This is a genomic window from Achromobacter sp. GQ309 (genome assembly GCF_059759315.1).
The window spans coordinates 84,222-107,208 of sequence record NZ_JCAXDP010000002.1 but is presented as its reverse complement, the minus strand read 5'-3'; the positions used below and the strand labels follow the sequence as shown (position 1 = coordinate 107,208).

At 65.7% G+C, this 22,987-nt stretch carries 25 protein-coding genes; 11 read left to right on the top strand and 14 right to left on the bottom strand.

Going from position 1 to position 22,987, the window contains the following annotated elements:
• Nucleotides 1-94: 94 nt before the first annotated feature.
• Entirely contained in the window at nucleotides 95-1,033 is a 939-nt protein-coding gene (locus AC6CIE_RS05910) for a LysR family transcriptional regulator (protein WP_498091629.1), read from the top strand.
• Here AC6CIE_RS05910 and AC6CIE_RS05905 read toward each other — a convergent pair.
• Nucleotides 1,027-1,803, bottom strand: coding sequence for a LamB/YcsF family protein (locus tag AC6CIE_RS05905; RefSeq protein ID WP_498091628.1), 777 nt, complete (start codon nucleotides 1,801-1,803; stop codon nucleotides 1,027-1,029). The two genes, AC6CIE_RS05910 and AC6CIE_RS05905, sit on opposite strands and share 7 nt — an antisense overlap.
• 145 nt (nucleotides 1,804-1,948) lie before the next feature.
• Here AC6CIE_RS05905 and AC6CIE_RS05900 point away from each other — a divergent pair, with 145 nt between their 5' ends.
• From AC6CIE_RS05900 to AC6CIE_RS05865, 8 genes are all read left to right on the top strand, one after another.
• Nucleotides 1,949-2,998, top strand: coding sequence for an ABC transporter substrate-binding protein (locus AC6CIE_RS05900; RefSeq protein ID WP_286936383.1), 1,050 nt, complete (start codon nucleotides 1,949-1,951; stop codon nucleotides 2,996-2,998).
• 52 nt (nucleotides 2,999-3,050) lie between these two features.
• Nucleotides 3,051-4,757 (top strand): ABC transporter permease subunit, encoded by a 1,707-nt coding sequence (locus tag AC6CIE_RS05895; RefSeq protein ID WP_498091626.1) that lies wholly within the window; start codon nucleotides 3,051-3,053, stop codon nucleotides 4,755-4,757.
• A 1-nt stretch (nucleotide 4,758) separates the two neighbouring features.
• A complete protein-coding gene (locus tag AC6CIE_RS05890; protein WP_498091624.1) occupies nucleotides 4,759-5,790 on the top strand; it encodes an ABC transporter ATP-binding protein in 1,032 nt (343 codons plus the stop codon).
• Nucleotides 5,790-6,554: a 5-oxoprolinase subunit PxpB gene (gene pxpB, locus AC6CIE_RS05885; protein WP_498091622.1), complete on the top strand. Its 765-nt coding sequence runs from the start codon at nucleotides 5,790-5,792 to the stop codon at nucleotides 6,552-6,554. Before AC6CIE_RS05890 ends, pxpB begins: the two co-directional genes overlap by 1 nt.
• Entirely contained in the window at nucleotides 6,551-7,552 is a 1,002-nt protein-coding gene (locus AC6CIE_RS05880) for a 5-oxoprolinase subunit C family protein (RefSeq protein ID WP_498091620.1), read from the top strand. Before pxpB ends, AC6CIE_RS05880 begins: the two co-directional genes overlap by 4 nt.
• Before the next feature lie 5 nt (nucleotides 7,553-7,557).
• Nucleotides 7,558-8,259 carry a GntR family transcriptional regulator gene (locus AC6CIE_RS05875; protein WP_498091618.1) on the top strand — a complete coding sequence of 234 codons (702 nt, stop codon included), beginning with the start codon at nucleotides 7,558-7,560 and terminating at the stop codon, nucleotides 8,257-8,259.
• A 19-nt stretch (nucleotides 8,260-8,278) separates the two neighbouring features.
• Entirely contained in the window at nucleotides 8,279-9,223 is a 945-nt protein-coding gene (locus AC6CIE_RS05870; protein WP_498091617.1) for a 2-hydroxyacid dehydrogenase, read from the top strand.
• 100 nt (nucleotides 9,224-9,323) lie between these two features.
• The gene (locus tag AC6CIE_RS05865) at nucleotides 9,324-9,539 is read left to right on the top strand and encodes a hypothetical protein (RefSeq protein WP_218343895.1); all 216 of its coding nucleotides are present in this window, start codon (nucleotides 9,324-9,326) and stop codon (nucleotides 9,537-9,539) included.
• An 85-nt stretch (nucleotides 9,540-9,624) separates the two neighbouring features.
• Here the strand turns inward: AC6CIE_RS05865 and AC6CIE_RS05860 are convergent, their stop codons facing one another.
• From AC6CIE_RS05860 to AC6CIE_RS05825, 8 genes are all read right to left on the bottom strand, one after another.
• Complete coding sequence (locus AC6CIE_RS05860) at nucleotides 9,625-12,057, bottom strand: membrane-bound PQQ-dependent dehydrogenase, glucose/quinate/shikimate family (protein ID WP_498091616.1); 2,433 nt, start codon at nucleotides 12,055-12,057, stop codon at nucleotides 9,625-9,627.
• Between the two features lie 132 nt (nucleotides 12,058-12,189).
• Nucleotides 12,190-12,771, bottom strand: coding sequence for a GTP cyclohydrolase II RibA (gene ribA, locus AC6CIE_RS05855; RefSeq protein ID WP_255809482.1), 582 nt, complete (start codon nucleotides 12,769-12,771; stop codon nucleotides 12,190-12,192).
• A gap of 130 nt (nucleotides 12,772-12,901) precedes the next feature.
• Nucleotides 12,902-13,321: a YgiW/YdeI family stress tolerance OB fold protein gene (locus AC6CIE_RS05850; protein ID WP_498091614.1), complete on the bottom strand. Its 420-nt coding sequence runs from the start codon at nucleotides 13,319-13,321 to the stop codon at nucleotides 12,902-12,904.
• A gap of 108 nt (nucleotides 13,322-13,429) precedes the next feature.
• On the bottom strand, nucleotides 13,430-14,845 hold the full coding sequence (locus AC6CIE_RS05845) for an ATP-binding protein (protein ID WP_498091612.1): 1,416 nt from the start codon (nucleotides 14,843-14,845) through the stop codon (nucleotides 13,430-13,432).
• A 1-nt stretch (nucleotide 14,846) separates the two neighbouring features.
• Complete coding sequence (locus tag AC6CIE_RS05840; protein ID WP_218343904.1) at nucleotides 14,847-15,503, bottom strand: response regulator transcription factor; 657 nt, start codon at nucleotides 15,501-15,503, stop codon at nucleotides 14,847-14,849.
• A gap of 290 nt (nucleotides 15,504-15,793) precedes the next feature.
• Nucleotides 15,794-16,291 (bottom strand): outer membrane lipoprotein, encoded by a 498-nt coding sequence (locus tag AC6CIE_RS05835; protein ID WP_498091610.1) that lies wholly within the window; start codon nucleotides 16,289-16,291, stop codon nucleotides 15,794-15,796.
• Between the two features lie 40 nt (nucleotides 16,292-16,331).
• A complete protein-coding gene (locus AC6CIE_RS05830; protein ID WP_175121497.1) occupies nucleotides 16,332-16,766 on the bottom strand; it encodes a hypothetical protein in 435 nt (144 codons plus the stop codon).
• A 77-nt stretch (nucleotides 16,767-16,843) separates the two neighbouring features.
• Nucleotides 16,844-17,080, bottom strand: coding sequence for a LapA family protein (locus tag AC6CIE_RS05825; protein WP_175121496.1), 237 nt, complete (start codon nucleotides 17,078-17,080; stop codon nucleotides 16,844-16,846).
• Between the two features lie 268 nt (nucleotides 17,081-17,348).
• On the opposite strand from AC6CIE_RS05825, the gene AC6CIE_RS05820 reads away from it, so the two are divergent.
• Nucleotides 17,349-18,071 (top strand): carbonic anhydrase family protein, encoded by a 723-nt coding sequence (locus AC6CIE_RS05820; RefSeq protein ID WP_452000396.1) that lies wholly within the window; start codon nucleotides 17,349-17,351, stop codon nucleotides 18,069-18,071.
• Between the two features lie 70 nt (nucleotides 18,072-18,141).
• Here AC6CIE_RS05820 and AC6CIE_RS05815 read toward each other — a convergent pair whose 3' ends face one another.
• Complete coding sequence (locus AC6CIE_RS05815) at nucleotides 18,142-18,765, bottom strand: class I SAM-dependent methyltransferase (RefSeq protein ID WP_255595738.1); 624 nt, start codon at nucleotides 18,763-18,765, stop codon at nucleotides 18,142-18,144.
• A gap of 335 nt (nucleotides 18,766-19,100) precedes the next feature.
• Nucleotides 19,101-20,540 (bottom strand): NAD-dependent succinate-semialdehyde dehydrogenase, encoded by a 1,440-nt coding sequence (locus AC6CIE_RS05810; RefSeq protein WP_175121493.1) that lies wholly within the window; start codon nucleotides 20,538-20,540, stop codon nucleotides 19,101-19,103.
• Nucleotides 20,541-20,754: 214 nt separating this feature from the next.
• Here AC6CIE_RS05810 and AC6CIE_RS05805 point away from each other — a divergent pair, with 214 nt between their 5' ends.
• Entirely contained in the window at nucleotides 20,755-21,036 is a 282-nt protein-coding gene (locus AC6CIE_RS05805; protein WP_498091608.1) for a hypothetical protein, read from the top strand.
• A gap of 10 nt (nucleotides 21,037-21,046) precedes the next feature.
• Here AC6CIE_RS05805 and AC6CIE_RS05800 read toward each other — a convergent pair whose 3' ends face one another.
• From AC6CIE_RS05800 to AC6CIE_RS05790, 3 genes are all read right to left on the bottom strand, one after another.
• The gene (locus tag AC6CIE_RS05800; protein ID WP_498091606.1) at nucleotides 21,047-21,898 is read right to left on the bottom strand and encodes a symmetrical bis(5'-nucleosyl)-tetraphosphatase; all 852 of its coding nucleotides are present in this window, start codon (nucleotides 21,896-21,898) and stop codon (nucleotides 21,047-21,049) included.
• A gap of 194 nt (nucleotides 21,899-22,092) precedes the next feature.
• On the bottom strand, nucleotides 22,093-22,332 hold the full coding sequence (locus tag AC6CIE_RS05795) for a DNA-3-methyladenine glycosylase (RefSeq protein WP_498091604.1): 240 nt from the start codon (nucleotides 22,330-22,332) through the stop codon (nucleotides 22,093-22,095).
• A 33-nt stretch (nucleotides 22,333-22,365) separates the two neighbouring features.
• Complete coding sequence (locus AC6CIE_RS05790) at nucleotides 22,366-22,911, bottom strand: cytochrome b (RefSeq protein ID WP_246282787.1); 546 nt, start codon at nucleotides 22,909-22,911, stop codon at nucleotides 22,366-22,368.
• Nucleotides 22,912-22,987: the final 76 nt, after the last annotated feature.

Here is a 22,987-nt window from a genome sequence, read left to right as displayed (position 1 = left end):
GCAAAAGGTCATGGCGGGTCCGTTGTGTGCACGCAGCCGCGCTTCCCAGGCATAAAATGGCCGGCAACGCGTTCCCGTCCACGAGCTCTTTCTTATGTCCGGCCCCCTTCCCTCTGCGCCCGGAGCGCTGACGCTTCGCCAGATCGAGGTCTTTCACGCCGTGATGCTGACCGGTTCGCTCAGCGAAGCGGGTCGCATGCTGTCCGTGACGCAACCCGCCGTGAGCCGTCTGCTCGCCTCGGCCGAAAACCGTTTGCGCTACCGGCTGTTCGAGCGCGTCAAGGGGCGTCTGCATCCCACTCCCGAGGCGCGCCGCCTCTTTGTCGAGGCCGAAGAGATCTTCGGCCGCGTCAATCGCTTCAACGATCTGGCGGGCGCGCTGGGCGCGGGTTCGGCTGGCGCCGTAAGCCTCGTTTCCAGCCCCAGCTTCAGCGAATGGCTCATCCCGCACGCGATCCAGAAGTTTCGCGAACGGCATCCCGATACGCCCATCCGCTACCGCCCGCTGGCCTTCGACGCGCTGCTGCCGCACCTGTTGCTGGGACAGGCCGATTTCGGTATCGCCTCGATGCCCCCGCCGGTGAACGCCAATATCGTCAGCGAGGAGATCGGCCAAGGGTGGCTGGGGTGCGCAGTGCCGCGCGGTCATCCGCTGGCGGTGCGCAGCCGGCTGCGGGCCGACGACCTGCAAGGCCATCTGCTCATTGGCTATGGCGCAGACACGCCGTTCGGACGTCTGGCCAGCCGGTTCCTCCATTCGGGAGCGGCGTCAGTGCACCCGCAGATCGAAATACGTTCCACGCCCGAAGCGCTGTCGCTGGTGCGCCAGGGGGTGGGCGTGGCGCTGATCGAGTCGTTCGGCTATCACCCCAGCTTCCGCAAAGACTTCATCCTGCTGCCGACCGAACCCGCGCTCAGCCATGCCATTCATCTGCTGCATTCGGCCAGCAGCCCGCTCTCCAACACGGCGAAGCGTTTCGCGACCGTGCTGAAGACGCTGATCCGGCAAGCGCAAAAAGACGCGCCCTACTGAAAGTCCAGCTGCGAAATCGGCCGCAGGCGCACGCCCTCTTCCAGCAACGCATCGCGCACCGCGCGCGCAATCTCCACGCCTTGCGGGTTGTCACCGTGCACGCAGATCGTGTGCACCGGCATCTCTACCACCCTGCCCCCCACTGTGCGGATTGCCTGTTCTCGCACCATGCGCAGCGCCTGCGCAGCCGCCGCGGCCGGATCGTGGATGACGGCGCCCGGCTCGCTGCGCGGCAGTGTGAGCCCGTTGTCGCCATAGAGACGATCGGCGAAGACCTCGCAGGCCACGCGGATGCCCGCCCGGCGCGCCGCGCGCTCGGTTTCGTTGTACGGCGTGCAGACGAGCACCAGTTCCGGATCGAGCGTGCGCATCGCCCAGGTCAGCGCCTCGGAAAGCGCGCGGTCCTCGAACGCCAGCGTGGCCAATGCGCCGTGCACCTTCACGTGCGTCACGCGATGCCCGGCCGCGCGCGCCATGCCCTGCATTGCGGCGATCTGGTACGCGAGCATGTCGCCGATAGCCTGCGGGCTGTCGCCGACGATCTTGCGCCGTCCAAATCCCCAGAGGTCGTTGAAGCCCGGATGGGCGCCCACGTCGATGCCCCGCTTTAGGGCGGATGCTGCGGTTTGGTGCATCACGGATGCATCACCACCGTGAAAACCGCAGGCCACGTTGGCCGACGTGATGAGATCCAGCATGGCCTCGTCGGCACCGATCTTATAGTGGCCGAAGCTCTCTCCCAGGTCGGAATTGAGGTCTACATCGTGCATCTGAAGGACTCCGAGAAAAGGCGAGTTTGAATGTTTGGCATACCGTTGGCATGCAAATTGCATGCCAAGGACTTGCCGAGGCGAAATGCCCTGGATCGGGGCGAGTCTGCCCACCGCGCTTTTCTTATGGAACGGAGTCCAAGCAATGAATTTCACATGGAAGAACGTCACGTGCACTGTCGCCGCCGCGCTGGCGATGGCCACGGGCGCCGCACAAGCGGCCGAGCTCAATTTCGCAAGCTGGGGAGGCAACTACCAAGGCGCAATCCGGGACGCGTGGCTCAAGCCCTTTTCCAAGGAGGCCGGCATTACGGTTCACGAGGACACCGATCCGCAGGTCGCGAAGATTCGCGCCATGATCGACACCAAGTCGATCACGTGGGATGTGGTGACTGAGAACAGCGCCCGCCTCACACGCGGCATCAAGCTTGGCGTCTTCGAGAAGATCACGCCGGACATGGTCAACCAGGACCACGTCATCGCAAATGCCCGCAACGATTACGGCGTGCCGTCCGAAATCTTCTCCACCAACATCGGCTTTTCGACGCAGGCGTTCCCTGCCGGCAAGCCTCAGCCCAGCACGTTCGCCGATTTCTGGGACGTGAAGAAGTTTCCTGGCAAGCGCACCCTCCAGGACGATCCCGCGACGGTGATCGAAGCGGCGCTGATCGCCGACGGCGTCGCGCCTGCCGACGTGTACAAGGTGCTGGCCACCCCTGAAGGCCTGGATCGTGCTTTCAAGAAGATCGACGAGATCAAGCCGCACGTCGCCCGCTGGTGGAAGAGCGGCGCGGAACCGGTCAACGCGCTGGGCAGCGGCGAAGTGGTGATGGCGCTGGGCTGGAACGGCCGCTTCCAGGCAGGCATCGATTCAGGTCTGCCCATCGCCATGGGTTGGGGCGACAGCATCGCCCAGGTCGGCTACTTCGCCATCGTCAAGGGCGCGCCAAATCGAGACGCGGCCATCAAGCTGCTGAACTACATGATCCAGCCCAAGCACCAGGCCGAATTCAGCAAGTACATCGCGTACGGCCCGACCACCGAGCAAGCGCTGCCGCTGATCGACGCCAAACGCCTGGAGCGTCTGCCGTCGACCACCGAGCGCCTGAAGAACAGCATCTTCCTGAATTCGGAGTTCTGGGATACGAACGGCCCGGCCATCACCGAACGCTACAACCAGGTCCGCGCCCGCTGATCTTTCTGCCTCTTCACTCAGACGCCGGTGTGCGCGCCGGCGCCAAGATGCCATGACTACGAGCACCGACGCCCTTTCCCTGCCCGTCGCCACACCGCGCCGGGCCGCCGCCTCCCGGCGCGGCCGCGTTGCGGCCCTTGCCGCGCTGCCGCTGCTGCTTTTCCTGCTGTTGTTCTTTGCCGGCCCGATTGCAGGTCTGCTCGGCAACGGTTTCAAGGGAGAGGACGGCGGACTGACGCTGGGCCACTATCGCCATCTGCTGGACACGCCGATCTACCGCATCGTGCTCGTCAACACGTTCACGATCGCCGCGGCGGTCACGCTGGCCTGCGTGCTGTTGAGCTATCCGCTGGCCTACCTGATGGCGACCGTGTCGCCCACGGTGGCGCGCGTGCTGTTCTTCACGGTGCTGCTCCCCTTCTGGTCCAGCGCGCTGGTGCGCACATCGGCGTGGATCGCCTTGCTGGGCAAGAACGGGCCGTTGAACACGCTGCTGACGACAGTGGGCATTCTGGACCAGCCGATGGCATTTCTCTATAACTTCACCGGTGTGATGGTGGGCATGACGCACGTGCTCATGCCCTTTGTCGTGCTACCGCTCTATGCCTCGTTCCGGTCCCTGGACGGCAGTCTGGTGCAGGCCGCGCAAGGCCTGGGTGCAGGATCCGCAGGCATCTTCAGCAGGGTCATCCTGCCTCTGACCAGTCCCGGCGCCGTTGCGGGCGGCATCATCGTCTTCATGAACGCGGTCGGCTACTACATCACGCCGTCGCTGATGGGCGGGCCTGCCCAGCGCATGGCTGCCGAACTGATTTCGCACAACATCACGGAAGAGCTGAACTGGGGGCTGGCGTCGGCCCTGGCTGGCGTGCTGCTAGCCACCGTGCTGCTATCGCTGTGGCTGTTCAACCGGCTGTTCGGCCTGAACAATCTGATCAGCGCCAGCTCCGGCAAGGGCAGCAACCACACGGGCTATCGACGCACGCCGGGCGGCCGGGTATCCGCAGTGCTGGGCGTGATATGCGCCGTATTCCTGCTGCTGCCCATCGTCGTCGTCATCCCGATGAGTTTCGGCACGACGGACTTCCCCATCTTTCCGCCACCCAGCTATGGGCTGCGGTGGTACGAGAACTTCTTTACCGATGGCAAGTGGCTGGCCGCCTTGGCGTCCAGCACTCGGATAGCCATCGTCGTCACCCTGCTTGCGACGGCGCTGGGCACTGCAGCAGCCTTGGGGGTCAGCAGATTGGCTAAGCGCCATCAAGGCTGGCTGGACGCATTCTTCATCGTCCCCATGTCTGTCCCAGCCATCGTCACGGCGGTCGCGCTGTACTACCTGTTCGCGCCCGTCGGCTGGGTCGCGAACTCCATGGCCGTGATCCTTGGTCATACGGTGCTGGCCGCGCCGTACGTCTACATCACCATGCGCGCGGCGCTGCGCAGCCTGGATCCGAGCCTCGAGCTTGCTGCGCTGGGCATGGGCGCCACCTGGCCCGCGATGTTCAGGTTGGTCATGCTGCCGGCGCTGATCCCCAGCCTGATCGGCGGCGCCGTCTTCGCCTTCGTCAGTTCTTTCGACGACGTGGTCATGGCGCTATTCCTGACGACGATACGCAACCGCACCCTCCCAAAACTGATGTTCGAAGGCCTGGCCAACGACTTCGATCCCACCGTTATCTCCGCCTCCTGCCTACTGGTCGGCGCAACGGCACTCATTCTACTCGCCAACCTGCTGATCAGCAAAAAGAAGGAACACTGACATGCATAACGCTAACGACATCCTCCCGCAACGCCCGCCTGAAAGCCAAGGAAAGCCGCTGACGCTCGCGGGCATCCACAAGCGCTATGGCGATTCAGTCGCCCTGCCCGACGTCGACCTGGCCGTGGCCCGAGGCGAGTTCTGCACGCTGCTGGGCGCGTCCGGCTCTGGCAAGACCACGCTGCTCAAGATCATTGCCGGATTCGAACATCCGGATGCGGGCGTGGTGACGATCGGGGGACGCGACGTCACGCACATCCCAATCGCGGATCGCAACATCGGCATGGTGTTCCAGAACTACGCCCTCTTCCCTCACATGAGCGTGTTTGAGAACGTGGCGTTTGCGCTGCGCATGCGTCGCTTGAACGATGGAGACATCCGCCGCCGCGTGCTGGAAGCCCTGGATCTGGTGAGCCTCGCTCCGCTTCAGGACCGCAAGCCGGGTGCGCTGTCGGGCGGTCAGCAGCAGCGCGTCGCGCTGGCCCGCGCACTGGTGTTCAACCCGGACATCCTGCTGATGGATGAGCCGCTGGGCGCGCTGGACAAGAACCTGCGCCAGTCCATCCAGCTTCAATTGCGCCGGCTGCACCAGGAATTGGGGCTGACCGTCGTCTTTGTCACGCATGACCAGGAAGAGGCTATGAACCTGTCGGATCGCATCGTCATCCTGGAACAGGGCCGCATTGTCGAGGCCGGATCACCGGAGAGCCTGTACCGCACGCCTGCCAGTGCGTTCGTCGCCGGCTTCCTGGGCGAATGCAATTTCCTGCCCGCCAACGACGGTGTGTTGGGCGTGCGTCCTGAACATCTGCGCCTGGGCAGCCGTCTGGCCGGCGGCGATCAGCGGCATTCGGGAAAAGTGGTGGCGTCGACCTTCTGCGGCGTGCACTGGAAGGTCTTCATCGCAGCCTATGACAAGATCATCCTGGCCTATGCGCCGTTGAACGAGGACGTGGCTCAGCGCACGCCGGGCCAGGCCGTGACATGGGGTTTTCATCCGGCTGACGCCATGGAATTCGCCAACGCAGCATGATGACCGCCGCGCCAATCTCCACGCCTTCCCCGGTGCCTCGCATCGTTCCCGCAGGTGACCGCACGCTGCTGATCGAGTTCGCCGACCGTATCGACGCCGACACGAACGCACAGGTGCTGGCGCTGGCGCACAAGCTGCGAAGCGCCTTGCGCAAGACTCGAGGCTTGTCGAGCGTGGTCCCCGCGTACCGCTCGCTGGCGGTGGGCTTCGATCCGCTCCTGATTGGGCACGGCGCAGTGCGCGACCTGATCGCACGCAGCCTTGACGCCTGTGCTGGCGCGCCCATGCCCGTTCCACGCCGCTGGGAGGTTCCCGTCTGCTATGGCGGCGACCACGGGATGGACCTGCAGGCGCTCGCGGACCTACACCAGTTGGCCCCCGCGCAGCTCATCGCGCGCCACACGGCGCCCGTCTACCGGGTCTACATGGTAGGTTTCCTGCCCGGATTCGCGTATTTAGGGGGCCTCGATCCCCTGCTGCACACGCCCCGCCGCGCCATGCCCCGCGCGCACACGCCCGCGGGCAGCGTCAACATTGGCGGGCAGCAGACCGCCATCGCCTCGGTGCCCGGGCCCAGCGGATGGCACCTGATCGGCCGCACGCCCTGGCGCAGTTTTGATCTGCGCCATGCCCAGCCCTTCTTGTTCGAAGCTGGCGACGAGGTCGTGTTCACGCCAATCGACGCCGACGCGTTCGAACACTTGGCCGCCCAGCAGGACGATCCCGCCAGCCGTCCGCAGCCACAAAGGGAAGTCCGGCCATGAAAGCCCGGCTACGCGTCGAAGTGCCCGGGATGCTGACCACGGTGCAGGACCTGGGCCGCGCGGGTTATGAGCACATGGGCGTGCCGCCATCGGGCGCCATGGATCCGGGTGCGCTGCGCCTGGCCAACGCGCTCGTCGGCAACACGCCCAACGCCGCAGCGCTGGAATTCACCTTGCTGGGCGGCCGGCTGACGGTGCTGGACGCAGACTGTGCAATCGCTTTCGCTGGTACTGCCACTCTGCACATCGCCGCAACCGGCGCATTGCCCGCGCGCGCCCTGACTCCTTGGCAGTCCCATCGTCTGCCAGCGGGGGCCACATTGACGATCGGGCCCTTGGAGCGCGGCGTTCGCGGCTATCTCGCGGTCGGTGGCGGCATTGCCGTCACGCCCGTCCTGGGCAGCGCGTCCACGCTTACGCGCGCCCGGCTCGGGGGCCTCGATGGCCGTGCGCTGGCGCGAGGCGACTTGCTCGGCACGGGCGATAGCCGAAGCCGCTTCCCACGACGGTGGCTGGCGGCCCGCGACACCGGCTGGTTCTACCGGGACGAGCCCGTCGGCATCGTGCTCGGGCCGCAGCAGGACCACTTTGCACCGGCTGAAATCGAACGCTTTCTTGGAGCCACGTATTGCCTGGCGCCTCAGTCCGACCGCATGGGCTTGCGCCTGGAAGGCCCGGCCATCGCGCACGCCAAGGGCGCCGACATCATCACCGACCCCATTGCGGCAGGCAGCATCCAGATCCCGGGCGCGGGGCAGCCCCTCATTGCCATGAATGACCGCCAGACCACCGGCGGGTATCCGAAGATCGCAACCGTGATCTCCGCCGACCTTCCCCGGCTCGCCCAGATGCGGCCGGGCCAGCGGGTGCGCTTCGAGCCGCTGGAACCGGCGCAGGCCGTGCAACGCTGGCGGGACTATTTGGATTGGATCCGCGACCGTGAAGCTGCGCTACGGGCCGATCCGAACTTTCCCATCTTCCCCCTACTCTTTCCCTGATCCCCATGTCCATCACGCACGCCATGGAAGCATCCCCGCCCCACCTTCGGCAGGCGGCAACTGCCCCCTCCGCCGACGCGCGAGACCTGGTCGAAGAGGCCTATTCGACCATGCTGGACATGATCCAGCTCGGCAAATTGCCCATTAACCGGCCGCTGCAGGAGCGCACGCTCGCCAGCGCGCTCGGCGTATCGCGCACGCCGCTGCGCGAAGCGATGAGCCGGCTGATCGGGGCGGGCTTTGCGGTTCGCACCGCCCGCGGCCAACTGATCGTGCCGGAACCGTCGCTGCGCCAGTACCTGGAAATCTTCCAGATGCGCGTATTGCTGGAAGGCGACGCGGCCGCCGCGGCCGCGACCCGCATGCCCCCGGCTGAGACTGCTGCCCTGCTCCAGCAGGTCGAAGAGATCCGGCGCCGGCAACACGCCACTCACGAAGAGAATCATCGTGTCGACAACCTGCTGCACGACAGCATCGCCCGGGCTAGCGGCAACCGGCTGATGGCGCAGGCCATCCACGACCTGCGCATCAAGGCGCGATGTTTTGACCAGAATGGCGCGCCGGAGCGGCTGATCCCTGGCTGCGACGAGCACATTGCCGTCCTGCAGGCTATTGTGGACCGCAACCCGGAAGGCGCGCGCGCGGCGATGCAAGCCCACTTGAGCAACGTGCGCGTCGGTCTGGTCGCCCGGCACACCGAAATTTGATATGGATTCCCCTCCCAGCATGTCTTCCCCAAAGCCTCTACTCATCATCATGAATCCGGTCACGCAGTCCGACCGCGACCAGATCGCCCGCCACTTCGAAGTCATCTTCACGCCGACGCCAGAGCAGTACGCGCAGGCCATTGCCGACCACGCCTCGCGCGTTGAGGTGGTGATGACCATCGGCGCCATTGGCTTGACGGCGGAGCAGATGGACGCCTTGCCCAATTTGAAGTTGGTGTATTCGATGGGCGCCGGTTACGAAAAAATCGACCTGGATCACGCCAGGCAGCGCGGCATCAAGGTCGCCAACGGGGCCGGCACCAACGACAGTTGTGTCGCCGACCACGCCATGGGCCTGATGATCGCGGTTATCCGTGGCATTCCGCGTCTGGACCAGCTTACGCGGCAAGGCGTGTGGCGCACCCAGTTGCCGCTGCCTCCCAACGTGTCGGGCAAGAAGCTGGGCATTGTCGGCCTTGGCGGAATTGGCGAAAAAGTGGCATTGCGAGCGCAGGCATTCGAAATGCAGATCGGATACCACAACCGCCGTCCACGCACGGGTTCGGCGCATCGTTACTTTTCAACGCTGGAAGAATTGGCGCAATGGTCTGACGTGCTGTTGGTCGCCATCCCCGGTGGCGACGCGACCTTCCACCTGATCGATGCCGGCGTCCTTTCGCGTCTGGGCGCGAATGGATATCTAATCAACATCGCGCGCGGCAGCGTGGTGGACACCGCCGCTCTGGAGTGCGCGCTGCGCGAGCAGACGATTGCGGGTGCTGCGCTGGATGTTTATGAAGGCGAACCGCAATTGCCTGCGGGCCTTGCTGATCAGCACAACGTGGTGTTGACGCCGCACGTTGCCGGGTGGTCGCCCGAGGCCATGCAGGCCATGGTGCAGATGTTCCTGGATAACACGGACCGTCTATACGCCGACGAGCCGCTGCTCACGCCATTGTGTTGACCCGCAGCAGTCCTGGCGCACTACCTTCTTTAGCTCTTCTTGGCTGTTCGCTTTCGCCGGTAAGATTTTTCCTCCCTGTCGCAACATCGAGGCTCGGCATATGACCACAACCTACTTTGGGCTGCCCATCGTGAAAGACCGTCTGGTGCGCCTGGACGACATCCGCCGGCTTCCCTTCTTCGCATTCTGGGAGGAAAGCAGCCGGGGATCCGCGCTGTGTGAAGGCGATGACGGCGAGATGTTCGTGTACCTGCAGGACTGGGAAAGTTTCTCGGACCTGTTCATCAAGACCGGCAAGCATCGGCACAGCGGTTAGGTCCCGCAGCACCACGTCCGCTGCCCTCGCCCACAACGAAAAGGGCGCTCCGTGGAGCGCCCTAGCGTTCAACCTACCGCAAGGCTCAGACCTCGCCCGGCAACGCGTAGGCGATCACATAATCGCCACGGTCCGGCGAGTTGCGCGCGCCGCCGGCCGAAATGACGATGTACTGCTTGCCATCGACGGTCGACTTGTAGCTGATGGGCGTGCCCTGGCTGCCGACCGGCAGGCGGACCTTCCACACTTCCTTGCCCGTGCCGGCGTCATACGCGCGCAGGTAGTAGTCCTGCGTGGCGGCGATGAACACCAGGCCGCCCTGCGTGGCGAGCGTGCCGCCGATGGTGGGCATGCCGATCGGAATCGGCAGACCCAGCTTGACGCCGAAGGGACCGGTGTCCTGCACCGTGCCGACCGGCACCTGCCAGACCATCTTCTGCGTCTTCAGGTCCACGGCGGTCAGCGTACCGAACGGCGGCGCCTGGCACGGGATCTCCAGCGGCGACATGAAGCGCACCTTGGCGTTGATCGCGTAGGGCGTGCCCGACAGCGCCACGGGGCCCTGGATGGCGGCGGCTTCATTGCCGTCGCTCTTCTTGGCGTTGGCGCCGGCTTCGACCAGTTGCACTTCCAGGCCGACGCGCATGTCGTTGATGAACAGGTAGCCGTTCACCGGGTCGATCGAGATGCCGCCCCAGTTCATGCCGCCCAGCGAGCCGGGCAGGTTCAACGACGGATCCGTGCCAGGCGGCGTGAACAGGCCCGTGTAGCGCTTGGACTTGAAGTGGATACGGCACAGCAGCTGATCGAACGGCGTGGCGCCCCACATGTCCGATTCCTTCATGTCGTTCGCGCCGATCGAAGGCATGCCGACCGAGAACGGCTGGGTCGGCGAATAGGTTTCGCCGGGGATGTTGCCGGCCGGCACCTTGCGTTCTTCGACGCGGGTGAGCGGCTTGCCGGTCTGACGATCCAGCACGAAGATCTGGCCGGCCTTGGTGCCGAACACCAGCGCGGGCACGGTCTTGCCGTCGACGGGGAAGTCGGCAAAGGACGGCTGCATCGGGACGTCGAAGTCCCACAGGTCGTCATGCACGGTCTGGTAGACCCACTTCTCGCGGCCGGTGCTGGCATCGACGGCCAGCACGGAGGCGCCGTATTTGCGGTCAAGCGCGGTGTGCTTCACGCCCCACAGGTCCACCGCGGCGCTGCCAACCGGCATGAACACGGTGTTCGATTGGGCGTCATACGACATCGGCGCCCACACGTTCGGGGTCGAGCGTACGTAGGTCTGGCCGTCTGCGGGCGCGGCCTGGTCTTCCGGGTTGCCCGGATCGAAGGCCCAGCGCAGCTCGCCGGTCACCACGTCGAAACCGCGCACCACGCCGCCAGGCATGTCGGTGCTGACGTTGTCCGCCACGCGGCCGCCGATGACGATGGTCGTGCCGGCCAGCGTCGGGGCCGAGGTCGGGTAATACTCGCCTTTGTCGGCGCCCTTGCCCATGCCGGCGCGCAGGTCCACGCGGCCTTGGTCGCCGAAGTCGGCGCAGAAGGCGCCGGTGTCGGCGTCCAGCGCGATCAGCTCGGGCGTCACGCTGTTCATCAGGATGCGGCGGCGGCAGGCGGCGCCGGCGGCGAGGCTCACGGCCTTGACCGGCGTCGCGCCTTCGACGGTCGGCTGCTTAAGCGGCGCATCGATATCGAAATAGGCCAGGCCGCGGCAACGCATCCACTTCTTCTGCTTGGCGTTGATCTCGACCTTCCAGAGTTCCTTGCCCGTGGTGGCGTCCAGCGCAATCACGTTGTTGTGCGGGGTGCACAGGAACACGCGGTTGCCGATCTGCAGCGGGGTCTGCTGGTCTTCGGCACCGCCGCCACCGGGGCTGACGGGGGTGTCGCCCGTGCGGTAGGTCCAGGCAACCTCAAGGTCCTTCACGTTGTCGCGCGTGATCTGGTCCAGCGCCGCAAAGCGGGTGCCGCCGGCGGTGTTGCCGTAGTGCGCCCAGTCCTTCTGTTCCTGGCCGGGTGCGACGGGCTTGAGCGCCAGGGTCTCGCCTTGCGACACGGGCGCGTGCGGCACGAACATGCCGGCCACGGTCGCGATAAAGGCCAGCGCCAGCACGGCGGCCGCAATGCGGGACGGCGCCGGGTTGGCGGGCAGCTTCTGTGCCCGGCGCAGCAGCGGCTGCGACAGCGCGACCAGGATGCCGAAGCCCACGAACACCAGCACGCGGGAGACGAGCGGCCAGAATTGCAGGCCCACGTCGATGACCGCCCAGATCGCGGTGCCGACCAGCGCCAACGCGAAAAGCAGGCCGCCATTGGGGCGGCGGCGGGCGATCTGGATGCCGCAGACGGCAAGTACGACGCCGCACACCACGAAATACCAGCTTCCATTCAGGGCCACCAGGCGAGCGCCGTGGTAACCGAAAAAGAGCCCGGCGGCCAGAATGCACGCGCCCAGCACAAACAGCCACGCTTTTGCGAGCGCGGACAGGTCTTTATGTTGTTGATTCATAGGAATTCCAAAACACGATACGGCCATGCAGCCGGCAATGCGGCCCATCGACCGGCCCAGAGTATAAGGGTTTGTCCTTACATTCGGGAAAAGCAAAGCCGCCCGGGGGGCGGCTAGCGGACTTGCGGGCCATCACTCCTCGGTCTGGCCGAGCTCGATCCGATGCTGCGTGCGCAGCGCCTTGGCCAGCAGATAGCCCTTGTTGTGTTCGTTCGGATAAACCCCTGTCAGGCGGCAACCGCTAACCCGGATGCCCATGCGTTCCAACTGCGTGCGCTTGTCGGGATTGTTGGTCAGCAGTTCCAGATCATCGACGCCCAGCGCCCGCAGCATCTGCGCCGCCGGCGTGTAGTCGCGGTCGTCCAGGCCGTGGCCCAGTTCCAGATTGGCGGTGTAGGTGTCGTAGCCCAATTCCTGCAGCCGGTACGCGTCGATCTTGGAATACAGGCCGATGCCCCGCCCTTCCTGGCGCAGGTACAGCAGGTAACCGCCCTCCTGGCTCATAAGACGCAACGCTTCCTGCAGTTGCGGGCCGCAGTCGCAGCGCAACGAGCCGAAGACGTCGCCGGTCATGCACTCGGAATGCAGGCGGACAAGCGGCTGCGGGCCGGGTTGCCCGAATTTGAGGGCGAGATGGTCGCGAGCGTCGGCCAGGCCGTGAAAGCTGTACGCCAACGCCTGTGCCTCGGAGCCGTCGGCAAGACGGATGGGCAACCCGACGGTGGCGCGGATGGTGGCTTCGGGCAGCTGGACCGCGGCGGGGGGCGTTACGGGGTTCACGACAAACAGGTACGGGTATCGACTTGAGGCCGACAGAATACCGTATGCGCCCGCCGCACGCTCTTTACATCACGCGGACGCTGTCCACATCGAACTCGACGTTGTTGCGATCGCGGTCCAGTTCGCCGCGCAGCTCGACCTGAGTCTTGTCGTCGATCTTCTGGCCGGCGGGGAAGTCGTCGTTGTCGATTTCGACGCGGATCTGACCCGTGCCGTCGTCAAAGGTGTAGTGATCGTCGCCGTCGTGCGAGACGATCCGGCCACGCAGGATGGCGTTCTGGTCATCGCGGCCGTTGGCCAGCAATTCCTTGACCGTGGTGACGGCCACCGTGCTGGGGCCGCTATAGCCCTGCGCCGCCGGCTTGCCGGTGCTGGGGCCCGTGTAGCCCTGCGCGTGCGCCACGCCTGCCACGGCGGCGCCGGCCAGCACGGCGCTGGCCAGGAAGGTGCGGATGAACTTGGAACGACGGGTAGTCTGGGTCATGGTGCAGCTCCTTGCGCGGATTGCGCTTCGTTGTTGAACATGGCGTCATTTGACGCCCCGAAGATGAAGCAGACCTTAGCTTTAGGCTCGGATGCGACCGTGATGTCGTCACGCCTTCGTATCGATGGGCACAAGTAGCGTCACACCCAGCCCCCGGCCGCCCAGCCCCGGCCCGAACTGCAATTGCCCGCGGTGCATATCCGCCACGCGCGCGACGATGGACAGGCCAAGGCCATTTCCCGGCACATTGGTGCCCAGCACGCGATAGAAGCGCTGCGTCAAGCGCTCGAGATCGGCCGGGGCCACGCCCGGGCCGTCGTCCTTCACACTGAGCGCGACGTATTGACCCGCGCGTTCGGCAGCGACCCGCACCTGGCCGCCTTGGCGGCCGTACGACACCGCGTTATGGATCAGGTTGCGCAAGGCGGTAAAAAGCGCATCGCGGTTGCCGGCCAGTGCCGTTTCGCGCGCATCGATCGTTATCGTAGTGCCCTGCGCCGCCGCCGTGGGCGCGCAGGCGTCGGCGGCGTCCTGCAGCAGGCTGGGCACTTCAACGCGCTCGCGGGGCATGGCATCGGCCGATTGCGGGTCCAGGCGCGCCAGCTGCAGCAGGTTTTCGACCAGGCTGGTCGTGCGCATCATGTCGGCGCGCAGGCGTTGCAACTGGGCGGCAAGCGCCGGCGCCTGTTCGGCGGGATGGCTGCGTTGCAGCACCTGGATCCGCGACGCCAGCGCGGCGAGCGGCGTGCGCAGTTCGTGGGCGGCATCCGCGGTGAAGCGCCGCTCGGCTTCCAGCGCATGATCCAGCCGGCCCAGCAGACGGTTCAGCGCCGCCGTGATCGACTGGACTTCATACGCCCTGCTCTCCTCGGCCACGGGCGACAGGTCCGTCGGCGACTTGCCCTCGATGCCGCGCGTCATGCGCGCAAGGGGCTTGAGCAGCCGCCAGATCAGAAACCAGTTGATCAGCCCCAACAGGACCCACAGGCCGACCAGCGGCCAGGCCAGCGATTCGAGCATGTCCCAGATCAGATCGGTGCGTTCGTCCATCTCTTGACCGACCTGTGCCGAAAACCCCAGCGTGTCGTGGTGGCGGACATACACGCGCCAGTCCTCGCCGTCGGCGCGCACGTCGTAATAGCGGTCGCCGCGCCGCTCGGGGTCCACGAACGGCCGCTTGGGCGCGTCTTCGCCGCGCAACAGCACTTCTCCCGTGCGCGACACCAGCTGGTAGTCCAGACGCAGCGCGGATTGCGTGTCGGCCGGGGAGCGCTCGCCGGCCACGCGGCCGATGCTGCCTTCGCCCAGCGCCAGCACCAGCCGCGCGCCCTCTTCCAGCCAGTCGTCGTAGGCGTCGTTGACCTCCTTGCGTGCGATGGCCAGCACGATCAGGGTGCTGACCAGTCCGACCAGGATGCTGGAGCCGAGTGTCGTGCCGATCAGGCGCCGCCGCAGCGAATAGCCGCGCGGGGCCTTCGACGCGGCGTTGGATGGAGTCCTGGATGTCTTCTTGCGCCAGCGCATGTCAGTCGGCCAGGCGATAACCCTGGCGCCGCACCGTCTTGATAAGGTCGGCCGCCAGCTTGCGCCGCAGGTTGTAGATGTGCACTTCGATCGTGTTGCTTTCGACTTCGTCGCCCCAGCCGTACAGGGCTTCTTCGAGTTGCGCGCGGGACACGATGTGGCCGGGATGGCGGATGAGCGCGTGCAGGATGGCGAACTCCCGCGCCGTCAGCTCCACCTGCGCGCCGTGGTAACGGACCTGCTTGCCGGCCACGTCGAGCGAGACACCGCCGTGTTCCAGCGCCGGCGTGGCGTTGCCGTCGCGGCGGCGCAAGGCGGCGCGGATGCGGGCGGACAGCTCCTCCAGATCGAACGGTTTGACCAGATAGTCGTCCGCACCCAGATCCAGGCCTTCGATGCGGTCGGGCACCGCGTCGCGCGCGGTGATCATGATGGCCGGCACGTTGTCGCGCCGCGCCCGCAATCGCCGAAGCAGGTCGTCACCCGTCATGCCGGGCAGCCCGCGGTCGATCAGGACGCAATGATAGTCGTGCGTGGCAAGCGCGGTCTCGGCAAGATCGCCGCGCGTGACGCGGTCGACGACGTAGCCGTCCAGCTCCAGCCACGATTCGATCGACTCGCCCAGGGATACATCGTCTTCGGCCAGTAGGATACGCATGCGCTGACTATACGCGACAGGATGAAGCGAATCTTAAGCCTGGCGGCGGGACGTCATTCCGGTAATTCGTAGCTCGTGCTGCGTCCGCCCGCGGCCGCTTTGCGGAGCATGTTCCGATTCAGGAGATCGGTGATGTCGCGCAGTGCCGTATCGGGCGAACAGTTGGCGATGGCGGCCCATTGGGTGGTGGTGAGCTTCGAGCGATTTATTCTCCGCAAAATTTGCGGAGAATAAGCCGCCTAATCTCCGCATCCAGCGGCAATCACGGTTTGAATGGCACTACATCGACGTCAAATCCCGCCCACGCGGCTCACGCCGCCCTGCGTCACGATCTGAACGCGTTGGCCGGTCGAAATCGGCACGTCTGCCTCCTGCGTGATGACGCGCACGTCGCCCGAATCCAGGCGCACGGTGATTTCCAGCCCTGCCCGGCGAGCGCTGGCGTTTTCGATGGCGTTGCCTGCCATGGCGCCGCCAACCGCGCCGCCGACGGTGGTGATACGGCGCCCCGAACCGCCGCCCACGGCGCTGCCCGTCACGGCGCCCAGCGCGCCGCCGGCGATGACGCCCAGGCCCGAGGTCTGGGCGGCCTGGATGGTGACGGGCCGCACGCCGATGACGTAGCCAAGGGTGACGGTCTGGGCGCGTTGCGCCTGGTCGAAGGTGTAGACGCGGGACGACGCGGACGGGTTGGCGCAACCGGCAAGGACGGTTGCCAGGCCAAGAACGCCGGATGCGGCGATAAGGGTCAGGGGACGACGCGGGGCGGCCTGCTGAGGCTTTTGCATGGTGGGTTCTCCGGAACGGCGCAATGGGGTATGCCGAGGCCTAGCGCGGCTGCGCCGGCGTGGGTGCGGGCGCGGCCGCTGCTGGCGGCTGGGCGCTCGTGCGCATGAACTTCCCGTTCGCATCGAAACCGCCTATCGCGCGGCCATTGAAGAACACGACGCGCCGCGCGGTCCACTGCGGCTGCTCGGGGCCAGGCTGGTCGTAGCCGGCGACTTCAAAGTCGTACTGCCAGGCGGACACCGGTTTGCCATCCTCCGCTATGACCGTGGTCTTTTTCACAGATTCCGCGTACCCCTTGTCGCGATAACTGACATACCGGGTCGGCGGCATGGTGTCGCGCAGCGACGACATGTACTGGTACAGGTCGTCGTCGCTGGGTGGCGTGCCGTACTTTGCCAGGTCGTTCTTCGTTGCGACCGTGCCGGCGCAGCCGGCCAGCACGCACGTGGTCAGGACAAGGAATAGCCTTTTCATCGGGATTGCTCCTAAGTACGCGTTCGCGCCCTGACTGCGGGCGCATGGCGGCAAGCCGGGTGGCGCTTGGGGAATCGTCAGGGGGTGGGCCCGGCGGGACGGCCGGTTGCCCCTCGGAAGGCGGAACGCAGCAGGCTGAGCAGAAAGCCGCCTGTGAGCATGCCCAGGATGTAGACGCCGATGACGAGAACCGACGCCGGCAAAGTGAAGGTGGAGGTCCAGAGCGTCAGCGTGACGGATTCGAAGTTCTGGATCTTGAACGACAAAACCATTGCCGTGAGCAACACGATCAATACGATGTACAGGTAACGCATGAGGCACCTTTCGTATTCGTTGTCGAACCGCCCCGAAGCCACCCTGGGGCCCGTCGTGCGAAAAACTATGCCACTCATCCGGCGCGAAAACAAGAAAAACAGGGCCGCGTGCAGCCGTCATTGTTCGCCGCCGCAAACAGGAACAGAATGTCTCTCGCCGCAAAAACGGCATGTGTGGCCGGCCCATCATCGAATAGCCGCGTCCCGCGGTCTATCGTTGTGGGCTGCTTATAGGGGACACCTCATGGAAGCGATCAAGGATTGTTGCATGGCTGGGCACCCTCTGGACCTGGGACGGCGCGGCTGGTTGAAGGCCAGCGTTGGCGCGGCGGCGATGGCTGGCCTGGCGTTTGCGCCCGGCGACGCGCCAGCCGCATCACTGACGCAGGCGCAGCGTGACGCGATGACGCCGGACCAGGTGATTGACATGATGAAACGGGGCAATGCGCGCTTTCGGGCGGGCAAGCCTCAGAAGCACGACTATCTTGCGCAGAAGCGTTCCAGCGCCATTGGCCAGTTTCCTGCGGCGGTGATCCTGAGCTGCATCGACTCGCGCGCCCCCGCCGAGATCATCCTGGACACGGGAATCGGCGAAACCTTCAACGGGCGCATCGCCGGCAACATCTCCAACAACGACCTGCTGGGCAGCATGGAGTTCGCCTGCGCGGCGGCGGGCGCCAAGGTGATTCTGGTGATGGGGCACACGGCATGCGGCGCAGTGGCCGGGGCGATCGACAACGTTCAGCTAGGCCATCTGACCGCCCTGCTGGACGTCATCAAACCGGCGGTCGAGGCGACGAAGTACACCGGAGAACGAAACGGCAAAAATGGCCAGTTCGTGGACGCCGTGGCGCGGACGAATGTGCTACACACCGTCGAGGCCATCCGCAAGAACAGCCCGATTCTTGCCGGGCTGGAAAAGGAAGGAAAGATCAAGATCGTCGGGTCGATGTACGACCTGAGCAACGGCATGCTGACCTTCCTGGCATAGCGGACCCCGCCCGAAAACGGCCCGTCGGGCGCGCAAACCGATCCTCGATCGCGGCGCGCCCGCCCTGCCCTCAGGGCAACCGGCTCAGGCTGTATACCGAGGCCGGCGGCAGGTTCATCGGAACAAAGCGCACCCGCCGCGCGTACAGGCCGCAATCCTCAAGCACCCGTGCCGAGATCGGACACTTCACGCCATAGGTGAAAAAGTGCATGGACCCGCCCGGCGGCATCGCCTCGAACACGGCGGTCAGCAGCTTATGGTGATGCGCGCCGCTCATGTTCCGTAGGGGCAGACCGCAGATGGCCGCGCTGATGCCGTGAAGCTCCGGATGGCTGTCCCGGGACAGCTCCTGCGCCGGCACCTGCAGGACGGCTGCCTCCGGGAACTGGCTGCGCAGGCTGGAACTCATTTCGGAGTCCTGCTCCACCAGGACCAGGCTGGACGGCGCAATCCCCTTGCGCAGCATCTCCCGGGTGAAGACGCCGGTTCCGCAGCCCAGTTCGAGGACCTTACCGGCTCGGGGCTGAATCGATTCCGTGATGGCGGCGGCCAGCGCCGCGCTCGAAGGGGCCACTGCCCCGACCGCCGCCGGGTTGGACAGCAGCGCCTTGACGAACTGCTTGCGTTCCTTCAGCCAGTTCATGGCCGGGCCAGCGTGGGACTTGTGCCGGGCAAGGGTCTTGAGGGGCGACATGGAAAACATCGAAACGTCTATCTCCGGGGCGACATGGTCAGGGAGACCTTACCTGCGGGCGGCGGGCGCGACCGGCAACGGTGCGTAAGCGACCCTGTCAAATGAAGAACGGCGAAAGGATCGAAAGATCGCAACGCGCGAGGCGCCGGATGGTGCAGCGCCGATTCTGCGGCATGCGAGCGACCGCGCCAATCGCCCAGACGAAAGACATCTAAAGGATGGCCGCCGACAAGAAATCCAGCTCAAAACCCGAATCAACGGCACAAATGAAAAGGCCGTAACCGGTTGTGTTCCGGATACGGCCTGTTTCTAGTCAGGCGAGGTCTGACGCGGGCTTAGACGCCCACGACCGAGACGGCCTTGGTGACCAGGTACGCCTCGAGCGCCTCGGGACCGCCTTCGGAACCGTAGCCGGAATCCTTCACGCCGCCGAACGGCAGTTCAGCCGAAGGCGTTGCGGGCTGGTTGACCCAGAGCATGCCCACTTCAAGGCGGCGCGACAGCTCGTGCACCGTCTTGATCGAGCGCGTGAAACCATAGGCGGCCAGGCCGAACGGCAGGCGGTTGGCTTCGCGGATGGCTTCGTCCAGGTTCTCGAAGCTGCGGATGGCCGCGATGGGACCAAACGGCTCTTCGTTGAAAATATCGGCCTCGAGCGGCACGTCGGTCAGGATGGTCGGCGCAAAGAAATTGCCTGCGCTGCCCACGCGCTGACCACCGGTGGCCACGCGCGCGCCCTTCTCGGCCGCGTTCTTGACGATCTTGTCCATGGCGGCCAGACGGCGGTCGTTGGCCAGCGGGCCGAGCGTCGTGCCTTCGGTCAGGCCATCGCCCAGCTTGAGCTTTTCGGCATGGGCCACGAAGGCCTGCTCGAAGGCGGCCTTGACGTTCTTGTGCACCAGGAAGCGGGTCGGCGAGATGCAGACCTGACCGGCATTGCGGAACTTGGCGCCGCCCGACGCCTTGACCGCCAGTTCGACATCGGCGTCTTCCGCCACGATCACCGGGGCGTGACCGCCCAGCTCCATCGTGACGCGCTTCATGTGGCGGCCGGCCAATGCGGCCAGCTCCTTGCCGACCGGCGTGGAACCCGTGAAGGTGACCTTGCGGATGATCGGATGCGGGATCAGGTAGCTGGAAATCTCGGCCGGCGAGCCAAACACCAGGCCCAGAACGCCCTTCGGGATGCCGGCGTCGACAAAGCAGTTGAGCAGCGCGGCCGGCGAGGCCGGGGTTTCCTCAGGCGCCTTCACCAGGAAGGAGCAGCCCGTGGCAAGCGCGGCGCCCAGCTTGCGGACGATCTGGTTGACCGGGAAGTTCCACGGCGTAAACGCGGCGACGGGGCCGACCGGTTCCTTGATGACCAATTGCTGGGCGGCGGGATTACGCGACGGCACGATGCGGCCGTAGACGCGCAGCGCTTCGTTGGCGAACCAGTCGATGATGTCCGCACCGGCCAGCACTTCGCCACGCGCTTCGGCGAGCGGCTTGCCCTGTTCCTGCGTCAGCAGGCGTGCCACGTCGTCCGCGCGCTCGCGCAGCAGGACCGCGGCCTTGCGCATGACCGCGCAACGCTCGTGGGCGGAGGTGTCGCGCCACGTCTCGAAGCCGCGTTGCGCTGCCGCCAGCGCAGCGTCCAGGTCCTCGCGGGAGGCGCTGGCCACCTGGCCGATCTTCTGGCCGGTGGCGGGATTGACGACGTCGATGCGCGCGCCGCCGCGGGCCTCGCGCCATTCGTTGTCGATCAGGAGAAGAGTATCTGGGTAACCGTTCATGAATGCTCCGTGGTTGAAATGCGGCCGTCACGTGTCAGTCGATTCGGGCAAGCGCGGCGATAAACACCCGGCGCCTGCCGTATCGTAAGTGTTTTGGGCGGGAGACGGGAAGTGGGCCGTGATCGGACCGTCCGGCTGACGGGCAAGAGTTGGGCACGCAGCTTGCTGTAGGGGTTTCGCCTTTCGTTACCCAACCCCACTGCGGAGGCTTCCCATGAGCTCACCGGAACCCGTTCTGACGCCGACTCCCGCCGGCACCCGCCTTGTCTCCCTGGGCATTGCGCCCGTTGCCCGCACCGCGGATGCCGTGGCCCGCCCGGGCTTCAGCCCCAAAGCCGCCAATGAAGCAGTGCTGACGGCGCCGCAATCGGCCCTGCCCGCAGACGCTGACGCGCCGGCGCGCGTGCCGCTGAGCGCCTGGCTGTCGCTGGCGTTCTACGCCATCGGCACGGCGCTGCTCTTCAGCTTGGGCGTGGCTTACCGTCTGTTCGCGTGACCGGCTGCGGTCAGGCAACCTGGGCGAGCGCCTCGCGCGCCACCTGTACCAGTTTTCGGTCGGAAAGACAATAGGCCGTCAGCGGGCCGCCCGTCACACAGCCCGTGTCCAGGCACACGGCGTCCGACCGCACCAGCAGGCCCAGCGTCGCCCAGTGGCCGAACACGATGGTCTTGTCGGCGCCCGCGCGTCGCGGCAGGTTGTACCAAGGCAGGGTCTCGCGGGGCCAGCGCCCCGGCGTGGACTTGGCGCCGGGCGCCAACGCCCCATTGCGGGTGCATAGGCGCATGCGGGTGAACGCGCTGACGATGAAGCGCAGACGCAGTTGCGTTTCCAGCCTGGCGTTCCAGGCGAGCGGCGCTGCTCCCAAGAGGGTTCGCAGGTGACGGCGCCAGTCATTGTCCCGAAGCATGGCCTCGACCTCCCCGGCGTGCGCCATGGCTTGCAGCACGTCCCAACCGGGATACAGCCCCGCGTGCACCAGGACGTGACGATCCTGCACATGGATCAGGGGCAGCGCGCGCAGCCAGTCGAGCAGGACATCTGCATCCGGCGCGTCGAACAGATCGTTGAGGGTGTCGCGGGCGTCCGGCCGCACACATCCCGCTGCGACCCCCAGGGCGCGCAGATCATGATTGCCAAGCACCACCGTGGCGCGGTCGCCCAGGGACATGACCCGGCGCAGCGTCTCCGCGTTTTCGGGCCCCCGATTGACGAGGTCGCCGACGAACCAGAATCTGCAGTTGGGGTCGCCCGCGATCTCCGGACTGGCCAGCAGTGCGTCCAGCGACTGACAACAGCCATGCACGTCGCCGATCGCCCAGATGGCGGGCCGTGGTGCTTCGGCTGCGTCGTCCGCCAAAGGCGAATCGTCGGCAAAGGCCGCTGCTGGGGTGATGGAATGTCGGCGGATTGGCTGTCTTACCCGTCTGCGTAGCATGTTCTGTCCTTCTCGCTGGCCATTTCCTGGCACGAATCAATGGTTTCGTGCCGGCAGGACAGCAAGCCCCATGCCCATGTAAATATTTGCATCCGGGGACTAACCCTCCTTGGGGACTAAACCTCCTTCTTGCGGCGCCCCCAGACGGATTCCTGCCGATAGGAATCCGCCTGGCACAGCGTGCGGTAGAACATGGCGCCGGCGCCGATGAAGTTGCCCAATTCCTTTTCAGACAGCTTGGGCGCGACGCCTTCCAGGTATCCCGCGTAGATGGAGAGCACCCGGTCCCACTCGTCCAGACGGGGTGCGGGTGCGGAAACTGAGATCATCAGTGCCAAGAGCTCATCGCGCTGCATGATTCCCTCCTGTGACCGCCGCCGCGCCGGCCGTCATCCCTTGGTCATGTGAGTCAAGACCCGCCGTCCATCCGCCCTGCGGTGCACGAAGGCCATCGTGATGTGGCCCGCGGCCAGCGCCAGCAACGTCCAGCCCAACAGCCCATGCCAGGCGTTGCCAAGTTCGACCAGGGCTTCGATCTCCTGGTCGCGGGGGCTGAAGATCTGGATGCCGAAGGCAGAATATCCCCTGCCCCGCCCGTAGGCGCGCAACAGCGCCAGCGTGGGAATGGCGATCATCATCAGGTACAGGACAAGATGCCCGAAGCCCGCCAGCAGGCCGCTGTCCGGCCGCTTGCCCCAGTTGGCGATGGCCCAGGCGCCGCGTACAAGCACCAGGATCAGCAGCAACAGGCCAAGCGAGGTATGCGAGGCCCAGAAGAAATCCTCGATCGGGGTGTCCGGCAGAAACTGCCGCGACGCCGCGCTGGTGAACTGCCACGCCAGCAGCACGGCCATGAGCCAATGCAGGACGCGGCTGACGATTCCATACCCGTCCGGGTGGTCCATCACGCTTGAGGCGGCGACGCGGGGTGGCATAGGGAGGCTCCTTCGGAGATCCATGCTGCGCAAGGGAAAACCTGCTCCGGGCATTGTGCCAACGCGCCCGGCGCGG

What these genes read in the sequence shown, in the direction of transcription:
- AC6CIE_RS05910 (WP_498091629.1), top strand. Translation starts at nt 95, where the DNA reads ATGTCCGGCCCCCTTCCCTCTGCGCCCGGAGCGCTGACGCTTCGCCAG.
- AC6CIE_RS05905 (WP_498091628.1), bottom strand. Translation starts at nt 1,803, where the DNA reads ATGCACGATGTAGACCTCAATTCCGACCTGGGAGAGAGCTTCGGCCAC.
- AC6CIE_RS05900 (WP_286936383.1), top strand. Translation starts at nt 1,949, where the DNA reads ATGAATTTCACATGGAAGAACGTCACGTGCACTGTCGCCGCCGCGCTG.
- AC6CIE_RS05895 (WP_498091626.1), top strand. Translation starts at nt 3,051, where the DNA reads ATGACTACGAGCACCGACGCCCTTTCCCTGCCCGTCGCCACACCGCGC.
- AC6CIE_RS05890 (WP_498091624.1), top strand. Translation starts at nt 4,759, where the DNA reads ATGCATAACGCTAACGACATCCTCCCGCAACGCCCGCCTGAAAGCCAA.
- pxpB (WP_498091622.1), top strand. Translation starts at nt 5,790, where the DNA reads ATGACCGCCGCGCCAATCTCCACGCCTTCCCCGGTGCCTCGCATCGTT.
- AC6CIE_RS05880 (WP_498091620.1), top strand. Translation starts at nt 6,551, where the DNA reads ATGAAAGCCCGGCTACGCGTCGAAGTGCCCGGGATGCTGACCACGGTG.
- AC6CIE_RS05875 (WP_498091618.1), top strand. Translation starts at nt 7,558, where the DNA reads ATGTCCATCACGCACGCCATGGAAGCATCCCCGCCCCACCTTCGGCAG.
- AC6CIE_RS05870 (WP_498091617.1), top strand. Translation starts at nt 8,279, where the DNA reads ATGTCTTCCCCAAAGCCTCTACTCATCATCATGAATCCGGTCACGCAG.
- AC6CIE_RS05865 (WP_218343895.1), top strand. Translation starts at nt 9,324, where the DNA reads ATGACCACAACCTACTTTGGGCTGCCCATCGTGAAAGACCGTCTGGTG.
- AC6CIE_RS05860 (WP_498091616.1), bottom strand. Translation starts at nt 12,057, where the DNA reads ATGAATCAACAACATAAAGACCTGTCCGCGCTCGCAAAAGCGTGGCTG.
- AC6CIE_RS05850 (WP_498091614.1), bottom strand. Translation starts at nt 13,321, where the DNA reads ATGACCCAGACTACCCGTCGTTCCAAGTTCATCCGCACCTTCCTGGCC.
- AC6CIE_RS05845 (WP_498091612.1), bottom strand. Translation starts at nt 14,845, where the DNA reads ATGCGCTGGCGCAAGAAGACATCCAGGACTCCATCCAACGCCGCGTCG.
- AC6CIE_RS05840 (WP_218343904.1), bottom strand. Translation starts at nt 15,503, where the DNA reads ATGCGTATCCTACTGGCCGAAGACGATGTATCCCTGGGCGAGTCGATC.
- AC6CIE_RS05835 (WP_498091610.1), bottom strand. Translation starts at nt 16,291, where the DNA reads ATGCAAAAGCCTCAGCAGGCCGCCCCGCGTCGTCCCCTGACCCTTATC.
- AC6CIE_RS05830 (WP_175121497.1), bottom strand. Translation starts at nt 16,766, where the DNA reads ATGAAAAGGCTATTCCTTGTCCTGACCACGTGCGTGCTGGCCGGCTGC.
- AC6CIE_RS05825 (WP_175121496.1), bottom strand. Translation starts at nt 17,080, where the DNA reads ATGCGTTACCTGTACATCGTATTGATCGTGTTGCTCACGGCAATGGTT.
- AC6CIE_RS05820 (WP_452000396.1), top strand. Translation starts at nt 17,349, where the DNA reads ATGGCTGGGCACCCTCTGGACCTGGGACGGCGCGGCTGGTTGAAGGCC.
- AC6CIE_RS05815 (WP_255595738.1), bottom strand. Translation starts at nt 18,765, where the DNA reads ATGTCGCCCCTCAAGACCCTTGCCCGGCACAAGTCCCACGCTGGCCCG.
- AC6CIE_RS05810 (WP_175121493.1), bottom strand. Translation starts at nt 20,540, where the DNA reads ATGAACGGTTACCCAGATACTCTTCTCCTGATCGACAACGAATGGCGC.
- AC6CIE_RS05805 (WP_498091608.1), top strand. Translation starts at nt 20,755, where the DNA reads ATGAGCTCACCGGAACCCGTTCTGACGCCGACTCCCGCCGGCACCCGC.
- AC6CIE_RS05795 (WP_498091604.1), bottom strand. Translation starts at nt 22,332, where the DNA reads ATGCAGCGCGATGAGCTCTTGGCACTGATGATCTCAGTTTCCGCACCC.
- AC6CIE_RS05790 (WP_246282787.1), bottom strand. Translation starts at nt 22,911, where the DNA reads ATGCCACCCCGCGTCGCCGCCTCAAGCGTGATGGACCACCCGGACGGG.